This window comes from Mesorhizobium sp. 01N446, assembly GCF_056399285.1.
In genome coordinates, this window is the sequence record NZ_JBFTRA010000006.1 from 415,664 (window position 1) to 435,151 (window position 19,488).

Here is a 19,488-nt window from a genome sequence, read left to right on the forward strand (position 1 = left end):
GATTTGGCATCCGCCGGAATTCGAGATCGGGGACTTGCGATGAAATTTGGCAGAGAGATCTTCCTTCTAAGCCTGTTTGCGTTCGCGGCGATTGTCGCCGCGGGCTTTGGAGTCGATGCACCGTTCCGTCAGCATATGTGGGTGCTGTTCCTCGTGCTGGCCGGCTTCACCGCCATTCTTCTGCGCAACACGAATTTCAAGCCGGAGGTTCCTGTCGACCCTTCGGCCTACATGGATGGGCCGATCCGCTACGGCGCCATCGCCACCATGTTCTGGGGCGTTGTCGGCATGCTTGTCGGGGTGGTCATTGCGCTGCAGCTGGCCTACCCCGACCTCAACATCCAGCCATGGCTCAATTTCGGCCGCCTGCGGCCACTGCACACATCGGGCGTGGTCTTTGCCTTCGGCGGCAACGCGCTGCTTTGCACGTCTTTGTATGTCGTACAGCGCACCTGCCATGCCCGCCTCTTCGGCGGCAATCTCGCCTGGTTTGTGTTCTGGGGCTACCAGCTCTTCATCGTCATGGCCGCGACCGGCTACCTGCTAGGCATCACCGAAAGCCGCGAATATGCCGAGCCTGAATGGTATGTGGATATCTGGCTGACCATCGTCTGGGTCGCCTACCTCATCCTGTTCCTCGGCACGATCCTCAAGCGCAAGGAACCGCACATCTACGTCGCCAACTGGTTCTACCTGTCCTTCATCGTGACCATCGCGATGCTGCACGTGGTCAACAACCTGTCGATGCCGGCTTCCTTCCTGGGCTCGAAGAGCTATTCCGCCTTCTCCGGCGTCCAGGACGCGCTGACGCAGTGGTGGTACGGCCACAATGCCGTCGGCTTCTTCCTCACCGCCGGCTTCCTCGGCATGATGTATTACTTCGTGCCCAAGCAGGCGAACCGACCGGTCTATTCCTACCGGCTGTCGATCATCCACTTCTGGGCGATCATCTTTCTCTACATCTGGGCGGGGCCGCATCACCTGCACTACACCGCGCTGCCTGACTGGGCGCAGACGCTCGGCATGGTGTTTTCCATCATGCTGTGGATGCCCTCCTGGGGCGGCATGATCAATGGCCTGATGACGCTGTCCGGCGCCTGGGACAAGATCCGCACCGACCCGATCATCCGCATGATGGTGATGGCCATCGCCTTCTACGGCATGTCGACCTTCGAAGGCCCGATGATGTCGATCAAGACCGTCAACTCGCTGTCGCACTATACGGACTGGACCATCGGCCATGTCCATTCCGGCGCGCTCGGCTGGGTCGGCATGATCTCGTTCGGCGCGATCTATTACATGGTACCGAAGCTCTGGAACCGTGAGCGTCTCTATTCGCTGCGCCTCGTCACCTGGCACTTCTGGCTGGCGACCCTTGGGATCGTCGTCTACGCCGCCGTCATGTGGGTGTCCGGCATCATGCAGGGCCTGATGTGGCGCGAATACGACGAGCAGGGTTTCCTGGTCTACTCCTTCGCCGAAACCGTGGCCGCCATGCATCCCTACTACGTCATGCGCGCCATCGGCGGCGCCATGTATCTCTCCGGCGCCCTGCTCATGGCCTGGAACATCACCATGACCATCCTCGGCCATCAGCGCGAGGAGCAATCATTGCCGGGTTCCGAGCCCGCCCTGCAGCCAGCCTAATAAGGAGCCAGACATGGCCTTGATGGACAAACACGCGATCATCGAGAAGAACGCCACGCTGCTTCTCGTCGGATCGTTGCTGGTCGTGACTGTCGGCGGCATCGTCGAAATCGCGCCGCTCTTCTACCTCGACAACACCATCGAGAAGGTCGATGGGATGCGGCCCTATTCACCGCTCGAGCTCGCCGGCCGCAACATCTACGTTCGCGAAGGCTGCTATCTCTGCCACAGCCAGATGATCCGGCCGTTCCGTGACGAGGTCGAGCGCTACGGACACTACAGCCTGGCTGCCGAGTCGATGTACGATCACCCTTTCCAGTGGGGATCCAAGCGCACCGGCCCTGACCTTGCGAGGGTCGGCGACCGCTATTCGAACGACTGGCATGTCCAGCATCTTAGCGATCCGCGCTCTGTCGTGCCGGAATCGATCATGCCGAAATACGCGTTCCTGAAGGACACACCAATCCAGGTGAAGGATTTCTCGACGCATCTGGTCGCGAATGCGCGCGTCGGCGTTCCCTATTCCGATGACATGATCGCCAACGCCAATGCCGATCTCATGGCGCAGGCCGATCCCAGTGCCAACACGTCCGGCCTGGAAAAGCGCTACCCAAAGGCCAAGGTCGGCGACTTCGACGGCAATCCGCAACAGGTCACCGAGATGGATGCCCTTGTGGCCTATCTCCAGATGCTCGGCACACTGGTCGATTTCAAGAATTACGACGAAGCCGCCGGCTACCGCTGAGGAGAACGACCCATGGAGTACAATCTGATGCGGGAATTCGCCGATAGCTGGGGTCTGCTCGCCATGGCGCTCTTTTTTGTCGGATGCATTGCCTTTGCGCTGCGACCGGGCGGTCGCAGCCAAGCCGATGAAGCCGCCCGCATTCCCCTCAAGGATGACTGATCATGAGCTCAGAACACATTGATGACGTGTCGGGCATCCCGACCACCGGCCACGAGTGGGATGGCATCAAGGAACTCAACAACCCGCTGCCTCGCTGGTGGGTGATAACCTTCTACATAACCATCGCCTGGGCGATCGGTTACATGATCGCCTATCCGGCCTGGCCATTGCTGTCGTCGGCGACGAAGGGCGTGCTGGGCTATTCTTCGCGCAACGAGGTCAAGAATGAGCTCGCCGCCGCGGAAGCAGCCAAAGGCGAATTTGTCACCGCGATCCAGGGCAAGTCTGTTTCCGAAATCCTCAGTGACGACGCGTTGCGCGAGTTCGCGATCGCCGCCGGCGCGGCCACGTTCAAGGTCAATTGCGTCCAGTGCCATGGCTCGGGCGCGCAAGGATCGAAGGGCTTTCCGAACCTCAACGACGACGACTGGCTTTGGGGTGGCAAGCCCGACCAGATCCAGCAGACGATCATGCATGGCATCCGCTTCACATCCGACCCGGACACAAGGCAATCGGCGATGCCCGCTTTCGCCGACATCATTACCCCTGACCAGGTCGCCCAGGTCAGCGCCTACGTCGCCAGCCTCTCGGGTAAGATCGGGGATGCGAGCCTGGTGACGCCCGGCGCCAAGGTCTTCGCGGACAATTGCGTGGCCTGTCACGGCGACAACGCCAAGGGCAACAAGGAGTTTGGCGCACCCGACCTGACCGACGCCATCTGGCTCTATGGATCGGGCGAAACAGCCATCGCCGAGCAAGTGCGTGCGCCCAAGCACGGTGTCATGCCTGCGTGGCTTGGTCGCCTGGGCGATACCAAGGTCAAGGAGTTGGCGGTCTACGTGCATTCGCTTGGCGGTGGAGAATAGATGGGGGTCTATTCTCTGGCCCTCACCGTACAGGCGACGAGGCCCGGCCAGCGCCGGGCCTCGATCTGTTTCCAGCCCCCACTTTGACCTGCATCAACGCGGTGCGGTGTGACCTGCGGCTAGAACCTACCAGGCAATGTCGTTGCGCCGGTGGAGAATGCAGGTGTTGGATCAAACGCAGGTCGAACGGCTCGAGGCTGAGGCGGTCAACTCGGCCAAGACGCGACAGCCCCTCTATGCAGCGCGCAAGAAGATATTCCCCAAGCGGGCCTCCGGGCGTTTCCGTCAGTTCAAATGGCTGGTGATGGCCATCACGCTCGGCATCTACTACCTGACCCCCTGGTTGCGTTGGGATCGCGGCGCCTTCGCTCCCCACCAGGCGGTTCTGCTCGATCTGGCCAACCGCCGCTTCTATTTCTTCTTCATCGAGATCTGGCCGCAGGAATTCTACTACGTTGCCGGGCTCCTGATGATGGCAGGCGTCGGCCTTTTCCTTGTCACCTCCACGGTAGGCCGCGCCTGGTGCGGCTATGCCTGCCCACAGACGGTCTGGGTCGACCTGTTCCTGGTTGTCGAGCGCGCCATCGAAGGTGACCGCAACGCCCGCATCAAGCTCGACGCCGCGCCATGGAGCGCGCGCAAACTCATGCTGCGTATATCCAAGCATGCCATCTGGCTGGTGATAGCCGTCGCCACCGGCGGCGCCTGGATATTCTATTTCGCCGACGCGCCAACGCTTGCGCTCGATGTCGCACGTGGCAGCGCCGCGCCGGTCGCCTATGTGACCATTCTTATCCTGACAGCCACCACATACGTCTTTGGCGGGCTCATGCGCGAGCAGGTGTGCACCTATATGTGCCCATGGCCGCGCATCCAGGCCGCCATGTTGGATGAAAACTCGCTGACCGTCACCTACAATGACTGGCGCGGCGAGCCTCGGTCGCGGCATGCCAAGAAGAGCCTCGCCGCCGGACAGTCGGCGGGCGACTGCGTAGACTGCAATGCCTGTGTGGCGGTCTGCCCGATGGGGATCGATATCCGCGACGGCCAGCAGTTGGAGTGCATCACCTGCGCGCTGTGCATCGACGCCTGCGACGGCGTCATGGACAAGCTCGGCCGCGAACGCGGCCTGATCGCCTATGCCACGCTCTCGGACTACAACGCCAACATGTCGCTCGCGACCGCCGGCGGCACCACGCCGGTGAATCCGGCTCTGGTCCGGACGGCCACGGGTGCGTTCGCCGACGGGCTGGCACGCTTCCACCTGCGCAACATCTTCCGCCTGCGCACATACATCTATCTCGGCACATGGTCGGCGATCGGGCTGGCGCTGGTCTATTCTGTGCTGACGCGCGACCGTCTCGAGCTCAATGTCCTGCATGACCGCAATCCGCAATTCGTCACTTTGTCGGATGGCTCGATCCGCAACGGCTATACCGTCAAGCTCTTGAACATGATCCCTGAGCCGCGGACGATCGAGGTCAGCTTGCAGGGCCTGCCGGGCGCCGAAATGAACGCCGTCGGTATCGACCTTCCGGCATCCCAGTCCTTTACCACCGTGGCCGACCCTGACCGGTTGAAGATGCTGAAAGTCTTCGTGCGCCAGCCCGCCGGGCAGATCGCGAGCGCCGCACAGACTTTCAAATTCCAGATCAGGGACCAGGGCGGCGTCGAGTCGGCCGAATACACCGCCACATTCAATGCACCGGAGATCGCCAAGTGAGCGCCCAACCGCAGAAAATCCGCGAGTTCACCGGCAAGCACATGCTGTTCACGATCGTCGGTTTCTTTGCCGTCATCATCGCCGTCAACGTCACCATGGCGACGCTGGCAAGCACAAGCTGGACCGGCCTGGTGGTCGAGAACACCTATGTGGCCAGCCAGCAGTTCAACCAGAAAGCCAAGGAAGGACGCGCCCAGGCAGCCCTTGGCTGGACAGCCAAACTGACGATCGCATCGGGCGAAGTCGGCTATTCATTGACCGATGCGACCGGCAAGCCGATCGCCTTGCACGCGGTCAAGGTGCTGTTTCGCCATCCCGCCTATGAGTCAGAGGACAAGGTTGTCGTTCTGACGGCAGGCTCAGGTCAGGAATTCAGTGCGCGGCATACCCCGAAGGACGGTGTCTGGATTGTCGAGATCGATGCCGATGCCGGCCTCGCCGAGCCCTATCGCGACGTTCGCAGGATCATGATTTCGAAGGGAACGATGCTATGAGCTGCTGTGCGCCCGGCGCGGAAATGGCATTGGACTATACCGCTGCCGTCATGCCCTCGAGCGCCGAGATAAAACTGGCAAGCCGAGCGCTCGGTGGCGACCTCCACCAGACTGACCTTTCGGTACCCTCCGTTCATTGCGCGGCTTGCATCCACACGATCGAAACGGCACTCTCCAAGCTCGATCACGTCGAAAGCGCGCGCGTCAATCTGTCGACAAGGCGCGTAACGGTGCGCTGGCACGGCGAGAATGTCCCGCCCTTGTTCGCAGCCCTTGGGCGCTCAGGGTACCCGGCGCATCTTTTTGATCCCGAGGTGGCCGGCAAGGACAAGACGCTATCCGAACTGATCCGCGCGGTCGCGGTCGCCGGTTTTGCCGCTGGCAACACCATGCTGCTGTCGGTTTCGGTCTGGTCGGGCGCCGAGGGCGCGACACGGGATTTGTTTCACTGGGTCTCGGCGCTGATCGCCATCCCTGCCCTGTTCTTTGCCGGTGGAATCTATTTCCGCTCGGCAGCCAATGCCCTTCGTCACGGGCGCATGAACATGGATGTGCCGATCGCGGTCGGCGTTTCGCTGGCTTACGCCATGAGCCTTTACGAGACGATCAACCACGGTGAGCACGCCTATTTTGACGCTTCCGTGTCACTGCTGTTCTTCTTGCTGATAGGCCGCACGCTCGACCACGTCATGCGTGAGCGGGCGCGAACGGCCGTCAACGGCCTTTCGCGGCTCGCACCGCGCGGTGCCGTCGTCCTGAACGGCGAAGGCAGCCGCGAGTATCTGCCCGTCAGCGAGATCGTGCCGCATATGCACCTGCTGATCGCGGCCGGCGAGCGTATCCCGGTTGACGGCACCATTGTCAGCGGCACCTCGGATCTCGACTGCTCTCTGGTTTCCGGTGAGAGCACGCCCAGAACCGTGGGTGCTGGCGCGCCCATCCAGGCCGGCATGCTCAATCTCACCGGTCCCCTCACGATGGAAGCGACCGCCGCCGCGAAGGATTCCTTCCTGGCGGAAATGGTCCGCTTGATGGAAGCCGCCGAAGGCGGTCGGTCGAAGTACCGCAGGATTGCCGACCGGGTCTCGGCCCTCTATGCGCCGGTTGTCCATCTTGCCGCCTTGCTGACATTTCTCGGCTGGATGGCGGCCGCCGGTGACTGGCATCGGGCAATGACGATTGCGATCGCGGTTCTCATCATCACCTGCCCCTGCGCGCTGGGGCTCGCCGTGCCGATCGTGCAGGTCGTCGCGGCGCGGCGCCTGTTCGAAGCCGGTGTGATGGTCAAGGACGGCTCGGCCATGGAGCGTCTGGCCATGGTCGACACCGCGCTGTTCGACAAGACCGGAACGCTGACGCTCGGCCAGCCGAGACTGATCAACGCTTTGTCCATCGACCCGACCATGCTGGCGATCGCGGCCGACATGGCTGCGCATTCCCGCCATCCATTCTCAAAAGCGATAGCCCGCTTTGCGACTTCACCCTCGCAGCTCAGGCTCGAGGCTGTGAGCGAGCACCCGGGCTTCGGCATGGAGGCTGTCGCCGAGGGCAACACCTGGAGGCTTGGCCGCCGCGGCTGGGCCGGCTGGAAGGCGAGGACTGGCGGCGAGGGCAAGGCTGGTGGTTATGGCGGGACAGTCCTGACCAAGAACGGGATGATCGTCGCCACATTCGCGTTCGAGGATGCCGTGCGCGCCGATGCCAAACTGGCCTTGAGCACGCTGCGCGACAGCGGCGTGTCGATCCAGATGCTCTCTGGCGATACCGCCAAGGCCTGCCGCGAAGTCGCCGGTGCATTGGGCATCGAGGACTACGCCCCTTCTCTCCTGCCCGCCGGCAAGGTCGAATGGGTCGAAGCCCTGACCAGGCAGGGACACAAGGTGCTGATGGTGGGTGACGGCCTGAACGACACGCCGGCGCTTGCGGCAGCTCATGTCTCGATCGCGCCGGCGACGGCTGCCGATGTCGGCCGCAACGTTGCTGACTTCGTCTTCCTGCGCGAGAGCCTTCTCGCCGTGCCGCTCGCCGTCGAAGTCTCGCGCAAGGCCGGGCGACTGATCCGCCAGAACCTTGGTATCGCCATCGTCTACAACGCGATTGCCGTTCCGATCGCCATATCAGGGCATGTGACGCCGCTGATCGCCGCGATCGCCATGTCCGCCTCTTCCTTGCTGGTGATTGGAAACGCCATGCGTCTGCAAGGCTTCTCAAAGGGTGCGTCGTTTGCTAGCCCGTCAAAGGGAGGGCGCGGCGGCGCCGACGCCGCCGCCCGGCCGTCATGACAACGCTCGTCTACCTCATCCCGGTGGCGCTGTTCTTGGGCGCTCTTGGACTTGCCGGCTTTCTGTGGGCCCTGAGAAGCGGTCAGTATGAGGACCTCGATGGCGCCGCGGAGCGGATTCTCCTCGACCGCGACGAGCTGCCGAAGTGACCGCGGTGCCGCCGGAAATGACGCAGATCAATGCTGGCTGTTCCGTTTCATCCGAGAAGGGGTTGGATAGACACCAGGAGGCGGGTATGCGGGCCGAAGCCATAATGACCAAACCGGTCGTGACCGTGGGCCCAGGCGCTTCGATAGCCGATGCGGCCGAACTCATGCTTTCGGGAAAGTTCGGTTGCCTACCGGTGGTCGGTGACGACGGATCCGTGGCAGGTATCCTCAGCGAAGGCGATTTCCTGCGTCGCAAGGAGCTTGGCACCCAGCAGGTTCGCCCACGCTGGCTGGAGCTGGTCGCGGGTCCCGGCAAGATCGCCAAGGACTACGTTCTGGCCAACGGTCGGCGCGTGCACGAGGTGATGACAAGGCAAGTCGTGTCAGCGCCTCCGGAGGCCACGCTTGCCGAAATTGTCGGACTGATGACGGCAAACAACGTCAAGAACATCCCCATCATCCGGGCCGGAAAGCCCGTGGGAATCGTTACGCGGACCGACCTGATGCGCGCGCTGGTTCGCGCCCTGCCGCAATCGGGCGCGACCACCGCTGATGACGAATCCATTCGCAGGAATGTCTTGCAGGAGCTGCGGGGCCAGGCCTGGAGCGGTGGCGACTTGATCGGCGTAAAGGTCGATCACGGCACGGTCGAGCTAAGCGGCGCAATTTTTGACGAGCGTCAGCGCGAAGCGGCCGTGGTGGCGGCCGAGAATGTGGCAGGCGTCAAGGCGGTAAAGGACAGCCTGTTCCGCGCTGGACCATTTTCGGTGTTGCTCATCTCATAGTGGGCGACGCCGCCGAATGGGGATCGCGCCGGCCTCCGCCCCTACACACCACCCTTTCTCAGGTCGCGATCGAAGCAATGAACGGCCGAAGCAGCAGCATTGCGAACGCAACAAGCGCCGCGCCGGCGACCCGGTCTGCCAGTCTTCCGTCGTCGCCAAGCCTGCTGCCAAGCAGCACCCATACCGATCCTGTGGCAGCTGTGATCACCAACAGCACGATCCAGTATATCGCCTGCGCGCGCGGCCCAATATCTGCCGGCACGATCGCCAGACAATAGACAAACGCCTTTGGATTGAGGGCACTCGTGGCGAACACGGAAATTCCGTCAGCCTCACCAGACGGGTCAATCCGGGCACTCATCAGCAGGCGCACGCCAAGGACCGCGAGCCAGAGCGCCGCGATGAGCTTGAGGGGTTCGATGGCCCCGGGCGGCATCAAGGGATGCAGGGAGAACCAGAAGCCGCCCGCGATCCCGTATCCGCATGCCTGTGCCGTCAGCAGCATCAGCGTCCTGTGTCGCTTGATGCCTCCCGCCAGCAAGAGGGCGTTGGTCGGTCCCGGTGCGACAAACAGCACGAAAGCTTCGAGAAGAACGAGTGTTTCCAAAACGGCCTGATCCTATGGACGCAGAGTCATCGACTGCAAGAGCAGCGGTTGCGTTGATGCGTGTCAATCCAAAGCGCCAAATGCTTTACGCTCGGGAGCACGGCGGCGCGGATTGCGACCGCTAACGTTTGCCGACGCCCGAAGGCCAATAGCGGCTCGAGGTTTACCGGGTTTTGCTTTGCTCCCAAACGCCCCGGGCCTTCAGGCCATCGGCGACGTCCTTGGGCATGTAACGCTCATCATGCTTGGCCAGCACGCTGTCGGCGATGAAGACGCGATCCGGACCGAAGGTGCCTTCGGTGATGACGCCCTGCCCCTCGCGAAAGAGATCAGGCAGAATGCCGGTACAGGTAACCTTCACCGACCTCTGCTCGTCGGTGACGAAAAAGGCGACGCTGGCGCCTTGCCCGTGCACGATGGTTCCCTTCTCGACAAGACCGCCGAACCGGATGCGCTGGCCAGGCTGGACGATGGCCGTGGCGAGCTCGGCGGGCATGTAGAAATAGGAAGCCTTCTGGCCAAGCGCGTAGAAGCTGAAACCGGTGGCTGCGCTCAGAAAGGCCAGCCCGGCCGCGATCACCGACAATCGCTTTTGCTTTCGCGTCATCTTTCACTCCGTCGCCGCTACGCCGAGCGCGGCGGCAGCGGTGGTGACCTGTTTTGCTTCATTGCTGCCATCGCCAAAAGCAGCGATGGCCGCTTTAGCGCGTCGCGCGCCTGCACTGGCTTGCCGAGCACGGCATAGGATCGAATGAGCTGCGTCCAGCCTTGCAGGTCGCGTGGGGACTGCTTCAGCCGGCTATCGAGGCCGGCGACCATGGTTTCAATCATCGCCTGGCGGTCCTGCGGCGGCATCTGCTGCGCCGCTACCATTTGCTGGACGTCGGGACCGTTAGCCTGCGCTTCGGCCGAAACCGACGGCTCACCTCCCTGGCCGAGCGCTTGCTGGACGGCGCCAAGCCAGGGAGAATCGGGTGGCAAGGTCTCAAGCATCTTTTGCCAGGCCGCAGTCGCCGGCGCCTTCTTGCCTTCCTGCGCCAAGCCCATTGCCAGGTAGAAGCTTGCCTTGGCATTCGTCCGCGCCGCATGGTTTGTCGGCGTTCGGCCGGAATTCGGCGAGCAAGCCTACACGACTTTCCGGCTTTCTTGACCGCCTGGAGATGCCGGCCTTAGCGATGGTCCGAAACGGACTGCAAGCGCGCGATCAGGCCACTGTTGCGGCAATAGGCAGGAGGATGATCCGCGTGCTGCGTTTCGTCGAGCCATGCCGCACATTCCTCCTGATGGCCGCAAGACCGGCATCTGTCCACGGCACGATTCGAGACGGCAACGTGATCGGCCACGACCTTCAGCTGCCTGTCGACGCCCAGCTTGCGCATCATGCGGTCCATCAAGGCCGTTCTCGCGTCAACCGTGATCAAGTAATCGAGAAGACTCATGTCGTTCGCTCCTTGCCTTCGATTGTAGCCAATTTGTGGTGTTCGGCATTGATCTGGATCATTTGGCGAGCGCTAAGCTTTCTCCGGACCCGATGCCGGTGCGGCAACCTTTTTTGCTGTCTTCGGCCGGGCGCTGCCACGGCTGCCCTTATCGAACAGCCAACGCTTCGTGAGCTCGGACGCGACGACATAAAGAGCCGTGATCCCCACCAGACCCACGAGCACGGGCAGGGGCAGCGCGACGAAGCCGAACCACGGAGCAAACGGGCTATACGGAACAAGCACGGCTACGACGGCAATGCCGAGCGTAAGGCCGGCAAGCAGGCGGCTCGGGTGGCTCACCCAGAAAGCCTTCTGTGTGCGTACGATCAGCAGGATGGAGAGCTGGGTAAGCAAGGATTCGACAAACCAGGCTGTCTGGAATGTGGTCACGGCGGCGTGCACGATAAGGAGAAGAAAGGCAAAAGTCACAAAGTCGAACAGCGAGCTGACAAGCCCGAAACTTATCATGAACCTGCGCACGAAATGGATGTCCCAGTGGCGGGGCCGCCGCAGCTGATCCGCATCGACATTGTCGCCGGCTATGGATAAAGCGGGGATGTCGGAGAGGAAATTGTTGAGCAGGATCTGCTTTGCCAGGAGCGGCAGGAAGGGCAGCACCAGCGAAGCGGCAGCCATGCTGATCATGTTTCCGAAATTGGCGCTGGTTGTGATCGATATGTATTTCATCGTGTTGGCGAAGGTCTTTCGGCCATCGTCGACGCCGCGCACCAGGACAGCGAGATCCCGCTTGAGCAAGATGATGTCGGCGGCTTCACGCGCAACATCGACGGCGGTGTCGACCGAGATGCCAATGTCGGCCTCATGAAGCGCCGGCGCGTCGTTGATGCCGTCGCCGAGATATCCGACGACATGCCCATTTCTGCGGAGCGCTTCGACGATTCGCTCCTTCTGGTTGGGGTCTATCTCAACAAAGAGATCGGTAGCCCCCACGCTGGCGAAAAGACCATTCTTCGTCAGTTTTGACAGGTCCTCGCCGGTCATGATCTTGTCGGCGCGAAGACCCACGGCTTGCGCCAGATGCGCGGCAACGTAGCGGTTGTCGCCGGAGATGACTTTTACCGCGATTCCGCGACGGGCAAGTGCCGAGAGCGTTTCCTTCACGCCCTGTTTCGGTGGATCGAGGAAAAGCAGAAAGCCGGCAAAGCCCAGGGCGCATTCGTCGCTCCTGGTGAACTTCGACTGGCCGACGAAACGCCGGACCGCGAGCGCAAGCACACGGTAGCCCTGCGCGCTCCAACGCCGGAACTTGTCGTCAATCGCAGCCCGTTGCCGATCGTCCAAAGGGCCAAGCTGCCCATCGGCGCCGAGGACGAAGTCGCAAACCTCAAGAATGTTCTGCACAGCGCCTTTGCTGATCAGAAGCCGTTCGGCCTTGTTGTTGAGGACCACGACGGACAGACGCTTGCGAATGAAGTCGTAGGGAATTTCTTCGACCTTGGTGAATGCCGACGGATCGAGGTCTCCAAGCGGAGTGGTTGCGATTGCCTCGTCGAGCGGGTTCTTCAGTCCGGTCTGAAGCGTTGCATTGAGGTGGGCCCACAGCAGGATACTGCCTGACGGGTTGCCTTCGACATCGAGGCATCCGTCGAGATGAATAACGCCCTCGGTCAAGGTTCCTGTCTTGTCCGTGCAAAGAAGGTCCATGCTCCCCAGATTCTCGATGGCGTCGAGACGACGCACGATGACGCCGCCCGCCGCCATGGTCCGAGCCCCTCGGGCAAGTGTTACGCTGATGATTGCAGGCAGCAGTTCCGGCGTAAGCCCGACGGCGAGCGCTAGGGAAAACAGAAGCGATTCAATCAGCGGCCGTCCAAGCATCAGATTGGCGAAGAAGACCACGATGACGATAGCCAGCATGATTTCGGTCATCAGGTAGCCGAACTGCCTGATGCCACGGGCAAAACCGGTTTCTGGGATGCGGCGTTCGAGAGCGCTCGCGATAAGCGCGAACTCGGTGGTCGATCCCGTGGCCACGGCAAGCACCCTCGCCGTGCCGCTACGAACCGAAGTGCCGGTAAAGACGGCGTTGACCCGCTGCGCGATACCTGCCTCGGGGGCGGAGCGTCCCGCCGACTTCATTACCGGGAAGGTCTCACCTGTCAGCACGGCTTCGCTGACATTGAAATCCTGCGATTCCAGAACGACGCCGTCGACCGGGATGAGATTTCCAGCCGAGAGGCTAACGACGTCGCCTGGAACGATATCCTGAGCGTCGATTGAACGTTCAAAGCCATCCCGCAACACGCTGGCCTTGCGGGAAATGCGCTGCTGAAGCGCTTCCATGGCGCGTGATGCGCCATACTCTTGTGTGAAGCTCAGGATGCAGCTCGCCAGCACGATCACGCCGATGATCGCGGCTTCATTGCCTTCGCCGACGAAGCCCGACACGATCGCTGCAAAAATCAGGATGAGAACCAGCGGGCTGCGGAACTGGCCGGCGAAAACAGCCGCGGCCGATCGTCCAGACCGCGACGTCAGCGTGTTTCGACCGAATTTTGCCAGCCGGGCCGCCGCGTCCGCACCGGACAGCCCGGACTTGGACGTCTGCAGTTGCTTCACCAATTGCCCTGCATCAAGCGACCAATACGCATCCGGCAAGCGACGAGCGGGCTGCGTGTCGCCTGCTTCGTATCTCGAGTGTCGCGCCAGATCGATCTTGCCGATCGACATGACAGCCTCAGTACGACATCAGACGATTGATGCCGCTCTCCCGCACAAGCGTCCGGGTCATGCCGCCGAACGCCCATTCCTGCAACCGGCTGTGACCATAGGCGCCAGAGACGACCAGATCCGCGTGGATAGAGCGCGCAAACGCCAGGAGCTGCTCTCCATTCTCCTCGCCCTTGAGGATTTCGGTCCTCGCCAGGATGCCATGATGCTCGAGATAAACCGCGACGTCCGCGAGGCTGTCACGGACACCGTCGTCGGGATTGCCATCGATCGTGACGACCACGACCTCGTCCGCCTTCGACAGAAAGGGCAAGGCATCGGCGACGGCCCTGCGCGCCTCCCTGGTATCCTTCCAGGCGACGAGCACGGTCTTGGCCAGGACATGTTCGAAATTGGTGGCTGCAACGAAGACAGGCCGACCGCAACCGAGCGCCAGGCTACCGATATCGACGGCGCGGAATACATTTTCGCCCTCCTCTCCGCCGGTCACGATCAGGTCGCAAGCGCGGGCGGCTGTGCTGAGCAGGCGGGTCGGACTGCACACTTGCTGCATCCATTCACTACTGATTGAGGACGGAACCAGCCTCTCGAACGCGCCGCGCAGTTCGGCAAGCCGCTTCTCGATTTCGGTGCGCTGGATCTGCATGACCTCGCCCTCGTAGACCAAGCCCTCGCCGGTCGAGACCAAGGGGGGAACATCCGCCGCCGCAAGGCCGATCAGATGAGCGCCGAAGCGCCCGGCAAGGCCGGCGGCAAGCTTCACGATGGGTGCGGGATCGGCATCCACGGCGAGATTGACGATTATTGACTTGTAGGACATGAGACGCCTCGCGCTTACGATGGTCGGTGCGCCAAACTTTGCATCGGGCGGACGCCACCGCCTTGATGCGGGTCAAACGACGCTGGCTGGCCTGTTCCACAGGCCATGGCTCTTGGATCGGTTTGCGTGCGACGGGATGGGTGCTACATCAGCCGGCATTGCCGGTTCTCAACTCAAGGGTTGCAAGTGAGCAAGAAGGCGCCGCCAGTCTCATCCGACCGCGATACCGCGCCGCCAGTCCTTTCCGAGGGTAACCGGAAGGAACCGCGCGGGGCCGCGGAACATGAGCTTCTGGCCCTGATGTTCGACCAGGCGCCCGGTTTCATGACCTTGCTGAGCGAACCCGGCCATATCTTCCAGCTGGCCAATGCCGCCTATCAAAGCTTGATCGGCCATCGCCAGGTCATTGGCAAATCGGTGCGCGAGGCCTTGCCCGAGCTTGAGGGTCAGGGCTTCTTCGAACGGCTCGATCAGGTAAGCGAGACTGGTGAGCCCTATGTCGGGCGAGGCATCAAGGTCGTCCTTCGAAATGCGCAAGATGGAACCGCGGAGCAACGCATCCTCGACTTCGTCTACCAGCCCATCAAGGCTGAGGACGGTCACATCACCGCGATCTTCGTCCAGGGCACGGATGTCAGCGACCTTTCCTTCGCCAATGCTGCCCTGCAGTTGCGCGAGGACCATCTGCGCTCAATTCTGGCGACGGTTCCCGACGCAATGGTGGTTATTGACGAGCAGGCGCGTATCCAGTCCTTCAGCACCGCTGCTGAGGCGCTGTTCGGCTATAAGTCAAACGAAGTCATCGGCGCCAATGTCAGCATCCTCATGCCGTCACCTTATCGGGAGGAGCACGATGAATATTTGCACCGGTATCTGAGTACCGGCGAGCGCCGGATCATTGGTCTGGGCCGAACCGTAACAGGGATGCGCAAGGACGGCTCGACGTTTCCCATGGAACTTGCCGTCGGCGAGATGCACCCGGGGACGGGACGCTTCTTTACCGGCTTCTGCCGCGATCTCACTGAGCGGCACAAAGCGGAGGCCCGAATACAGGAGCAACAGCAGGAGCTGCTTCATATGGCTCGCTTCACCGCGCTGGGCGAGATGGCTTCGACACTGGCCCATGAGATCAACCAGCCTCTGACGGCAATCACCAACTACCTCAAAGGCAGTCGCCGGCTTCTCGAAAAGAGCAAGGACGACAATGCCGACATGCTGCGAGAGGCCGTGGAACGGGCTGCCGAGCAGGCCTTGCGCGCCGGAGACGTCATCCGGCACCTGCGGGATTTCGTCGCCAGAGGCGAAAGCGAGCGTCAGGTCGAGCGTTTGACGACAATTATCGAGGAAGCCTCGTCCCTTGCCCTGGTGGGTGCCAGGGAAGCCGACGTGCGCGTCAGCTATGAGCTCGACCCGGCAGCAGAACTTGTCTTGACCGACCGTATCCAGATCCAGCAGGTTCTGCTCAACCTGATGCGCAACGCGGTGGAAGCCATGCAGGGAGCGCCCCGTCGTGAATTGCGAGTGGTCACCAAGACACGCGCCGACGGTATGGCGGAGGTCAGCGTGAAAGACACGGGACCGGGCCTGGCACCTGAGGTTTCGTCACAGCTCTTCCAACCGTTTGTCACCACCAAGAAACAGGGCATGGGCGTGGGCCTGTCCATTTGCCGCACTATCGTCGAATCGCATGGCGGTCATATCTGGGCAGAGGCAATGCCTGGGGGTGGAACCGCGTTCCGGTTCACCCTGCGCATTGTCGAGAAGGACGAGGTCGCTCATGACAGGCAATGAAGTCGTGCACGTGGTCGACGACGACGTCGATGTTCGTAAGTCGCTGGGATTTCTTCTCGCTACGGCCGACTTTGCCGTGCGCCTGCACGAGTCGGCCACAGCCTTCTTGGCCACAGCGACGAAGGATATCGAAGGCTGCATCCTTACCGACGTGCGCATGCCAGGCATCGATGGCATCGAATTTCTGCGACAGCTGAGAGCGCGCGGACAGACTGTCCCTGTGATCGTCATGACGGGTCACGCCGATGTTGCGCTGGCTGTCCAGGCGATGAAGGAGGGAGCCGCCGATTTCATCGAGAAGCCATTCGATGATCAGATCCTGATCGACGCAATCCGCCTGGCTCTGGACAATCGCAGCCAGGCGGCTGTCGCCCACCCGCAAGCCTCGGAGATCCATAAGAGCCTGTCCAGCCTTTCGGAGCGCGAGCGGCAGGTGCTTGACGGTCTGGTCTCGGGCCTGCCGAACAAGACAATCGCCTACGACCTTGGGATAAGCCCGCGCACGGTCGAAATCCATCGTGCGAATGTCATGAGCAAGATGGGCGCCGGCAGCCTTTCGCATCTGGTGCGGATGGCGTTGATTGCCGATTCCAAACATTAAGATGAGGCAGGACGGGGATCCGCCTGCCTGTTGCCTGGCTCCCAGTCGCGCCAATGGGTCGGACGGATGTCGACGCGAGCGCCAGTCGTGGCGTCTTTCCAACCCTCCCGTCCTTTCTCACACGGAAATACGAGAGTGTGCGGGCCGTCTTCATCGATGACGGCCAGTTCGAGGCTGCGGCCATATGGGGCGCTTGCGATCGGATTCCACATCGCGGCATTGTGACCGAATGGCTTTTGCCACGCTTTGATTTGAATCATTTTTTCGGCCGTCAAATGCCGTCCAGGGCGCTATAGCCGCCGTCGACCAGGTGATAGCTGCCTGTGATGAAGCCGGCATTGCTCGACAGCAGGAAACAGGTCAGCGCCGAAACTTCCTTTGGCGTTCCCAGGCGGCCAGCCGGGTGCAGGCTTGAGAGCTGTCCGATCGCTTTATCGTCCAGATTCTTCGCCAGCAGCGGAGTGTCTATACCCGAGCCAGCGCCGGTCACGATTGCGGTTCTTCCTGAAAATTCCTTCATGGGCTGGCTCCATCAATCAGAGCCGAACTCCTAGCGCCTCCTGAAACGCTGGCGTTGATTGACGTCAAACAGCGCGACGAAACCGCCGGCCCATCTTTGATCGTGATCAAAGACCTCGCTCGGATTGCGAATACCGTTGCGACTCGGACAGCGCTTGTGACCAAGCCGCAGCAAAAGGATAGTTTTCCATGCAAACGCAACATGCCGTCGCCTGGTTGGACCATTGCGAGGCGAAGGTTTTCTTTTTTGATCGCGAGGGCTTTGAGAGCGTAAAGCTCTCCGCCACGCTGACACATCACCAGACCCACAACAAGGCAGGAACTGTCGATGGCAAACGCGCCCCTGAAAACCAGGCTTTCTACCGCAACATTGTCCTTGCCCTGCAATCGGCGAAGGAGTGGCTGATCCTCGGGCCCGGGTCAGCAAAGGACGAATTGGCAAAACATGTTCGCGCTCACTTCCCACAGTTGGAAAATCGGATCATCGGCGTCGAAACCGCCGATCACCCGACGGAAGCCCAGATCGTGAAGTATGCGCGGCTGTTCTTCAGGGCCGCCGATCGCATGTTGTCCGGGATGCGACTGGATTGAAGCGATGGCTCTCAGAACGGTCCTGGTCCAACTGGAGATCGATGCCGCCACCAGACCCATCGTGTCGGCGGCATGGGATCTTGCTCGAAGATATGGGGCCGACCTTATCGGCTTTTGTGCCGCCGAGCCCCATCTTGTCTTGCCGACCGGCACCGATGACGGGGCGGTCTCAAAGGCGATGTGGTCTCAGGTTGAAGACATAGAGGCGCGCCTTGATGACTTGAAAGCGGAATTCTTCACTGCCGTGGGGGGCGACAATCGCGCTTCGTGGCGCGGAGAGATCGGGAATCCGACCCTTCAGCTTGCGCTCAATGCACGCGCTGCCGATCTGATTGTCCTGGGCGCGCCGGCACGTGGCATCTTGCCTGATCGCCGCCGCGCCGTTGATCCCGGCAGTCTCATCCTCACGGCGGGACGTCCACTTCTCGTTGCTTCCGATAAGCCTGGGCCGATCAAGACGGAAACAATTTTGATTGCGTGGAACGACACGCGCGAGGCCAGACGCGCGGTGGTCGACGCGCTGCCCTTGCTCGTTGAAGCGCGCGATGTGGTCATTGCAACCGTCCACGATGGAGAGTTGCCAGCGTGCGAGAACGTAGCCGACGTCAAGCTCTTCCTGGGACGCCACGGCGTCAAAGCCCGCTCGGAGCTATTGGAAAAGCGCCTTGGCGAGCCTTCGGAAGCGCTCCTTCAATTGGCCAGCAATATTGACGCCGATCTCATCGTGCTGGGTGGCTATGGCCACAGCCGTGTGCGGGAAAGGACGTTCGGCGGCATGACGCATTCAGTGCTGAAGGCGCGGTCCTTCCACAGGCTGATCTCCAACTGAGATAGGCCGCGTTGGTCAGTGACTTTAATTTACACCTCAAGCCGTCGATCGTTTCCATATACGTTTGATCTGACCGCCTTCAATCCGACTGGTCGTGAGAATCTCCGGGTTTCGGAGGTTGCACGGTTTTGGCGTTCTTTTCGGCCTCGCGCTCCGCTGCCTCCAGTTTTTGCCTCTCAAGGACCAACAAGCGTTCGATGGTCTGCCGCTTTTCGGGATCTGTTTCCCTGGCCAGCAAATCCTCGAAATGGGCAATATTGGAGCGCGCAACGAACCGGTCCACGACAAACCCTCAATGTCGAGGTGGGTCCTCAACTGGACGGACCCTACTCCCAATACGCCGATCGCAAAAGCGTGTGCGAGCAAAACCGGGCCGACTGGGAAACCGTATCGATCGCGTCAATTGACCTGGCGCAATGCGCGCCTGGCCGCCAGGCGCGAAGGTCAGGCTGCGAGCCTCGACAGTGTGTCGCGGCCATTTCGTCCCTGCGGGAGACTGTGACATGAACTACCAGCGGTTCTTCGAAGAAGCGATCGACCAGCTCCACGCGGAGCATCGCTATCGTGTCTTCGCCGACCTCGAGCGCATCGCGGGCAAGTTTCCGCGCGCCATATGGCGTTCCAACGGCCGCGCCGAGGAAATCACCGTCTGGTGCTCCAACGACTATCTCGGCATGGGCCAGCACCCCGACGTCATCGCCGCGT

The 19,488-nt window shown here is 61.5% G+C and carries 20 protein-coding genes and 2 pseudogenes; 14 read left to right on the forward strand and 8 right to left on the reverse strand.

The genetic code is table 11. The features are described 5' to 3' along the window. Window positions 1–39: 39 nt before the first annotated feature. The 9 genes from ccoN to AC1DPX_RS23635 all read left to right on the forward strand — a co-directional run bounded on the left by ccoN (window position 40) and on the right by AC1DPX_RS23635 (window position 8,853). The gene (ccoN, locus tag AC1DPX_RS23595; protein WP_477239815.1) at window positions 40–1,647 is read left to right on the forward strand and encodes a cytochrome-c oxidase, cbb3-type subunit I; all 1,608 of its coding nucleotides are present in this window, start codon (window positions 40–42) and stop codon (window positions 1,645–1,647) included. 13 nt (window positions 1,648–1,660) lie between these two features. Continuing rightward, complete coding sequence (gene ccoO, locus AC1DPX_RS23600) at window positions 1,661–2,392, forward strand: cytochrome-c oxidase, cbb3-type subunit II (protein ID WP_202356021.1); 732 nt, start codon at window positions 1,661–1,663, stop codon at window positions 2,390–2,392. Between the two features lie 12 nt (window positions 2,393–2,404). Next, complete coding sequence (locus AC1DPX_RS23605) at window positions 2,405–2,554, forward strand: cbb3-type cytochrome c oxidase subunit 3 (RefSeq protein WP_202356022.1); 150 nt, start codon at window positions 2,405–2,407, stop codon at window positions 2,552–2,554. Window positions 2,555–2,556: 2 nt separating this feature from the next. Next, window positions 2,557–3,420 carry a cytochrome-c oxidase, cbb3-type subunit III gene (gene ccoP, locus AC1DPX_RS23610; protein WP_202356023.1) on the forward strand — a complete coding sequence of 288 codons (864 nt, stop codon included), beginning with the start codon at window positions 2,557–2,559 and terminating at the stop codon, window positions 3,418–3,420. A 157-nt stretch (window positions 3,421–3,577) separates the two neighbouring features. After that, entirely contained in the window at window positions 3,578–5,143 is a 1,566-nt protein-coding gene (gene ccoG, locus AC1DPX_RS23615) for a cytochrome c oxidase accessory protein CcoG (RefSeq protein WP_477239816.1), read from the forward strand. Beyond that, the gene (locus AC1DPX_RS23620) at window positions 5,140–5,637 is read left to right on the forward strand and encodes a FixH family protein (RefSeq protein ID WP_202356025.1); all 498 of its coding nucleotides are present in this window, start codon (window positions 5,140–5,142) and stop codon (window positions 5,635–5,637) included. The genes ccoG and AC1DPX_RS23620 overlap by 4 nt, the downstream gene beginning before the upstream one ends. Then, window positions 5,634–7,919 carry a cation-translocating P-type ATPase gene (locus tag AC1DPX_RS23625; protein WP_477239817.1) on the forward strand — a complete coding sequence of 762 codons (2,286 nt, stop codon included), beginning with the start codon at window positions 5,634–5,636 and terminating at the stop codon, window positions 7,917–7,919. Before AC1DPX_RS23620 ends, AC1DPX_RS23625 begins: the two co-directional genes overlap by 4 nt. Further along, complete coding sequence (gene ccoS, locus AC1DPX_RS23630; protein ID WP_202356027.1) at window positions 7,916–8,068, forward strand: cbb3-type cytochrome oxidase assembly protein CcoS; 153 nt, start codon at window positions 7,916–7,918, stop codon at window positions 8,066–8,068. The genes AC1DPX_RS23625 and ccoS overlap by 4 nt, the downstream gene beginning before the upstream one ends. Continuing rightward, the gene (locus AC1DPX_RS23635) at window positions 8,065–8,853 is read left to right on the forward strand and encodes a CBS domain-containing protein (protein ID WP_477239818.1); all 789 of its coding nucleotides are present in this window, start codon (window positions 8,065–8,067) and stop codon (window positions 8,851–8,853) included. Before ccoS ends, AC1DPX_RS23635 begins: the two co-directional genes overlap by 4 nt. 58 nt (window positions 8,854–8,911) lie before the next feature. Here the strand turns inward: AC1DPX_RS23635 and AC1DPX_RS23640 are convergent, their stop codons facing one another. The 6 genes and pseudogenes from AC1DPX_RS23640 to AC1DPX_RS23665 all read right to left on the reverse strand — a co-directional run bounded on the left by AC1DPX_RS23640 (window position 8,912) and on the right by AC1DPX_RS23665 (window position 14,452). After that, window positions 8,912–9,460 carry a hypothetical protein gene (locus AC1DPX_RS23640; protein ID WP_202356028.1) on the reverse strand — a complete coding sequence of 183 codons (549 nt, stop codon included), beginning with the start codon at window positions 9,458–9,460 and terminating at the stop codon, window positions 8,912–8,914. Window positions 9,461–9,623: 163 nt separating this feature from the next. Further along, window positions 9,624–10,067, reverse strand: a complete 444-nt coding sequence (gene ccmE / locus AC1DPX_RS23645) for a cytochrome c maturation protein CcmE (RefSeq protein WP_477239819.1) — start codon at window positions 10,065–10,067, stop codon at window positions 9,624–9,626. Between the two features lie 3 nt (window positions 10,068–10,070). Continuing rightward, window positions 10,071–10,534, reverse strand: a pseudogene (locus AC1DPX_RS23650) (tetratricopeptide repeat protein); the annotation flags it as partial. A gap of 95 nt (window positions 10,535–10,629) precedes the next feature. Beyond that, on the reverse strand, window positions 10,630–10,899 hold the full coding sequence (locus tag AC1DPX_RS23655) for a DUF6455 family protein (protein ID WP_202356031.1): 270 nt from the start codon (window positions 10,897–10,899) through the stop codon (window positions 10,630–10,632). A gap of 72 nt (window positions 10,900–10,971) precedes the next feature. Then, window positions 10,972–13,632, reverse strand: coding sequence for a magnesium-translocating P-type ATPase (mgtA, locus tag AC1DPX_RS23660; RefSeq protein ID WP_477239820.1), 2,661 nt, complete (start codon window positions 13,630–13,632; stop codon window positions 10,972–10,974). Between the two features lie 7 nt (window positions 13,633–13,639). Then, window positions 13,640–14,452 carry a universal stress protein gene (locus AC1DPX_RS23665; protein ID WP_477239821.1) on the reverse strand — a complete coding sequence of 271 codons (813 nt, stop codon included), beginning with the start codon at window positions 14,450–14,452 and terminating at the stop codon, window positions 13,640–13,642. Window positions 14,453–14,752: 300 nt separating this feature from the next. On the opposite strand from AC1DPX_RS23665, the gene AC1DPX_RS23670 reads away from it, so the two are divergent. Both AC1DPX_RS23670 and fixJ read left to right on the forward strand, forming a co-directional pair. Continuing rightward, the gene (locus AC1DPX_RS23670; protein ID WP_477239837.1) at window positions 14,753–16,243 is read left to right on the forward strand and encodes a PAS domain S-box protein; all 1,491 of its coding nucleotides are present in this window, start codon (window positions 14,753–14,755) and stop codon (window positions 16,241–16,243) included. Beyond that, entirely contained in the window at window positions 16,230–16,844 is a 615-nt protein-coding gene (gene fixJ, locus AC1DPX_RS23675; RefSeq protein ID WP_477239838.1) for a response regulator FixJ, read from the forward strand. Before AC1DPX_RS23670 ends, fixJ begins: the two co-directional genes overlap by 14 nt. A gap of 271 nt (window positions 16,845–17,115) precedes the next feature. Here the strand turns inward: fixJ and AC1DPX_RS23680 are convergent, their stop codons facing one another. Continuing rightward, a complete protein-coding gene (locus AC1DPX_RS23680) occupies window positions 17,116–17,364 on the reverse strand; it encodes an SDR family oxidoreductase (protein ID WP_244730547.1) in 249 nt (82 codons plus the stop codon). Window positions 17,365–17,552: 188 nt separating this feature from the next. Here AC1DPX_RS23680 and AC1DPX_RS23685 point away from each other — a divergent pair, with 188 nt between their 5' ends. Both AC1DPX_RS23685 and AC1DPX_RS23690 read left to right on the forward strand, forming a co-directional pair. Beyond that, window positions 17,553–17,954 carry a translational machinery protein gene (locus AC1DPX_RS23685; protein WP_477239822.1) on the forward strand — a complete coding sequence of 134 codons (402 nt, stop codon included), beginning with the start codon at window positions 17,553–17,555 and terminating at the stop codon, window positions 17,952–17,954. A 4-nt stretch (window positions 17,955–17,958) separates the two neighbouring features. Further along, window positions 17,959–18,783 carry a universal stress protein gene (locus AC1DPX_RS23690; RefSeq protein WP_477239823.1) on the forward strand — a complete coding sequence of 275 codons (825 nt, stop codon included), beginning with the start codon at window positions 17,959–17,961 and terminating at the stop codon, window positions 18,781–18,783. A 79-nt stretch (window positions 18,784–18,862) separates the two neighbouring features. Here AC1DPX_RS23690 and AC1DPX_RS23695 read toward each other — a convergent pair whose 3' ends face one another. Beyond that, on the reverse strand, window positions 18,863–19,066 hold the full coding sequence (locus tag AC1DPX_RS23695) for a hypothetical protein (protein WP_202356037.1): 204 nt from the start codon (window positions 19,064–19,066) through the stop codon (window positions 18,863–18,865). 220 nt (window positions 19,067–19,286) lie between these two features. On the opposite strand from AC1DPX_RS23695, the pseudogene AC1DPX_RS23700 reads away from it, so the two are divergent. Further along, a pseudogene (locus AC1DPX_RS23700) lies at window positions 19,287–19,488 on the forward strand (5-aminolevulinate synthase); the annotation flags it as partial.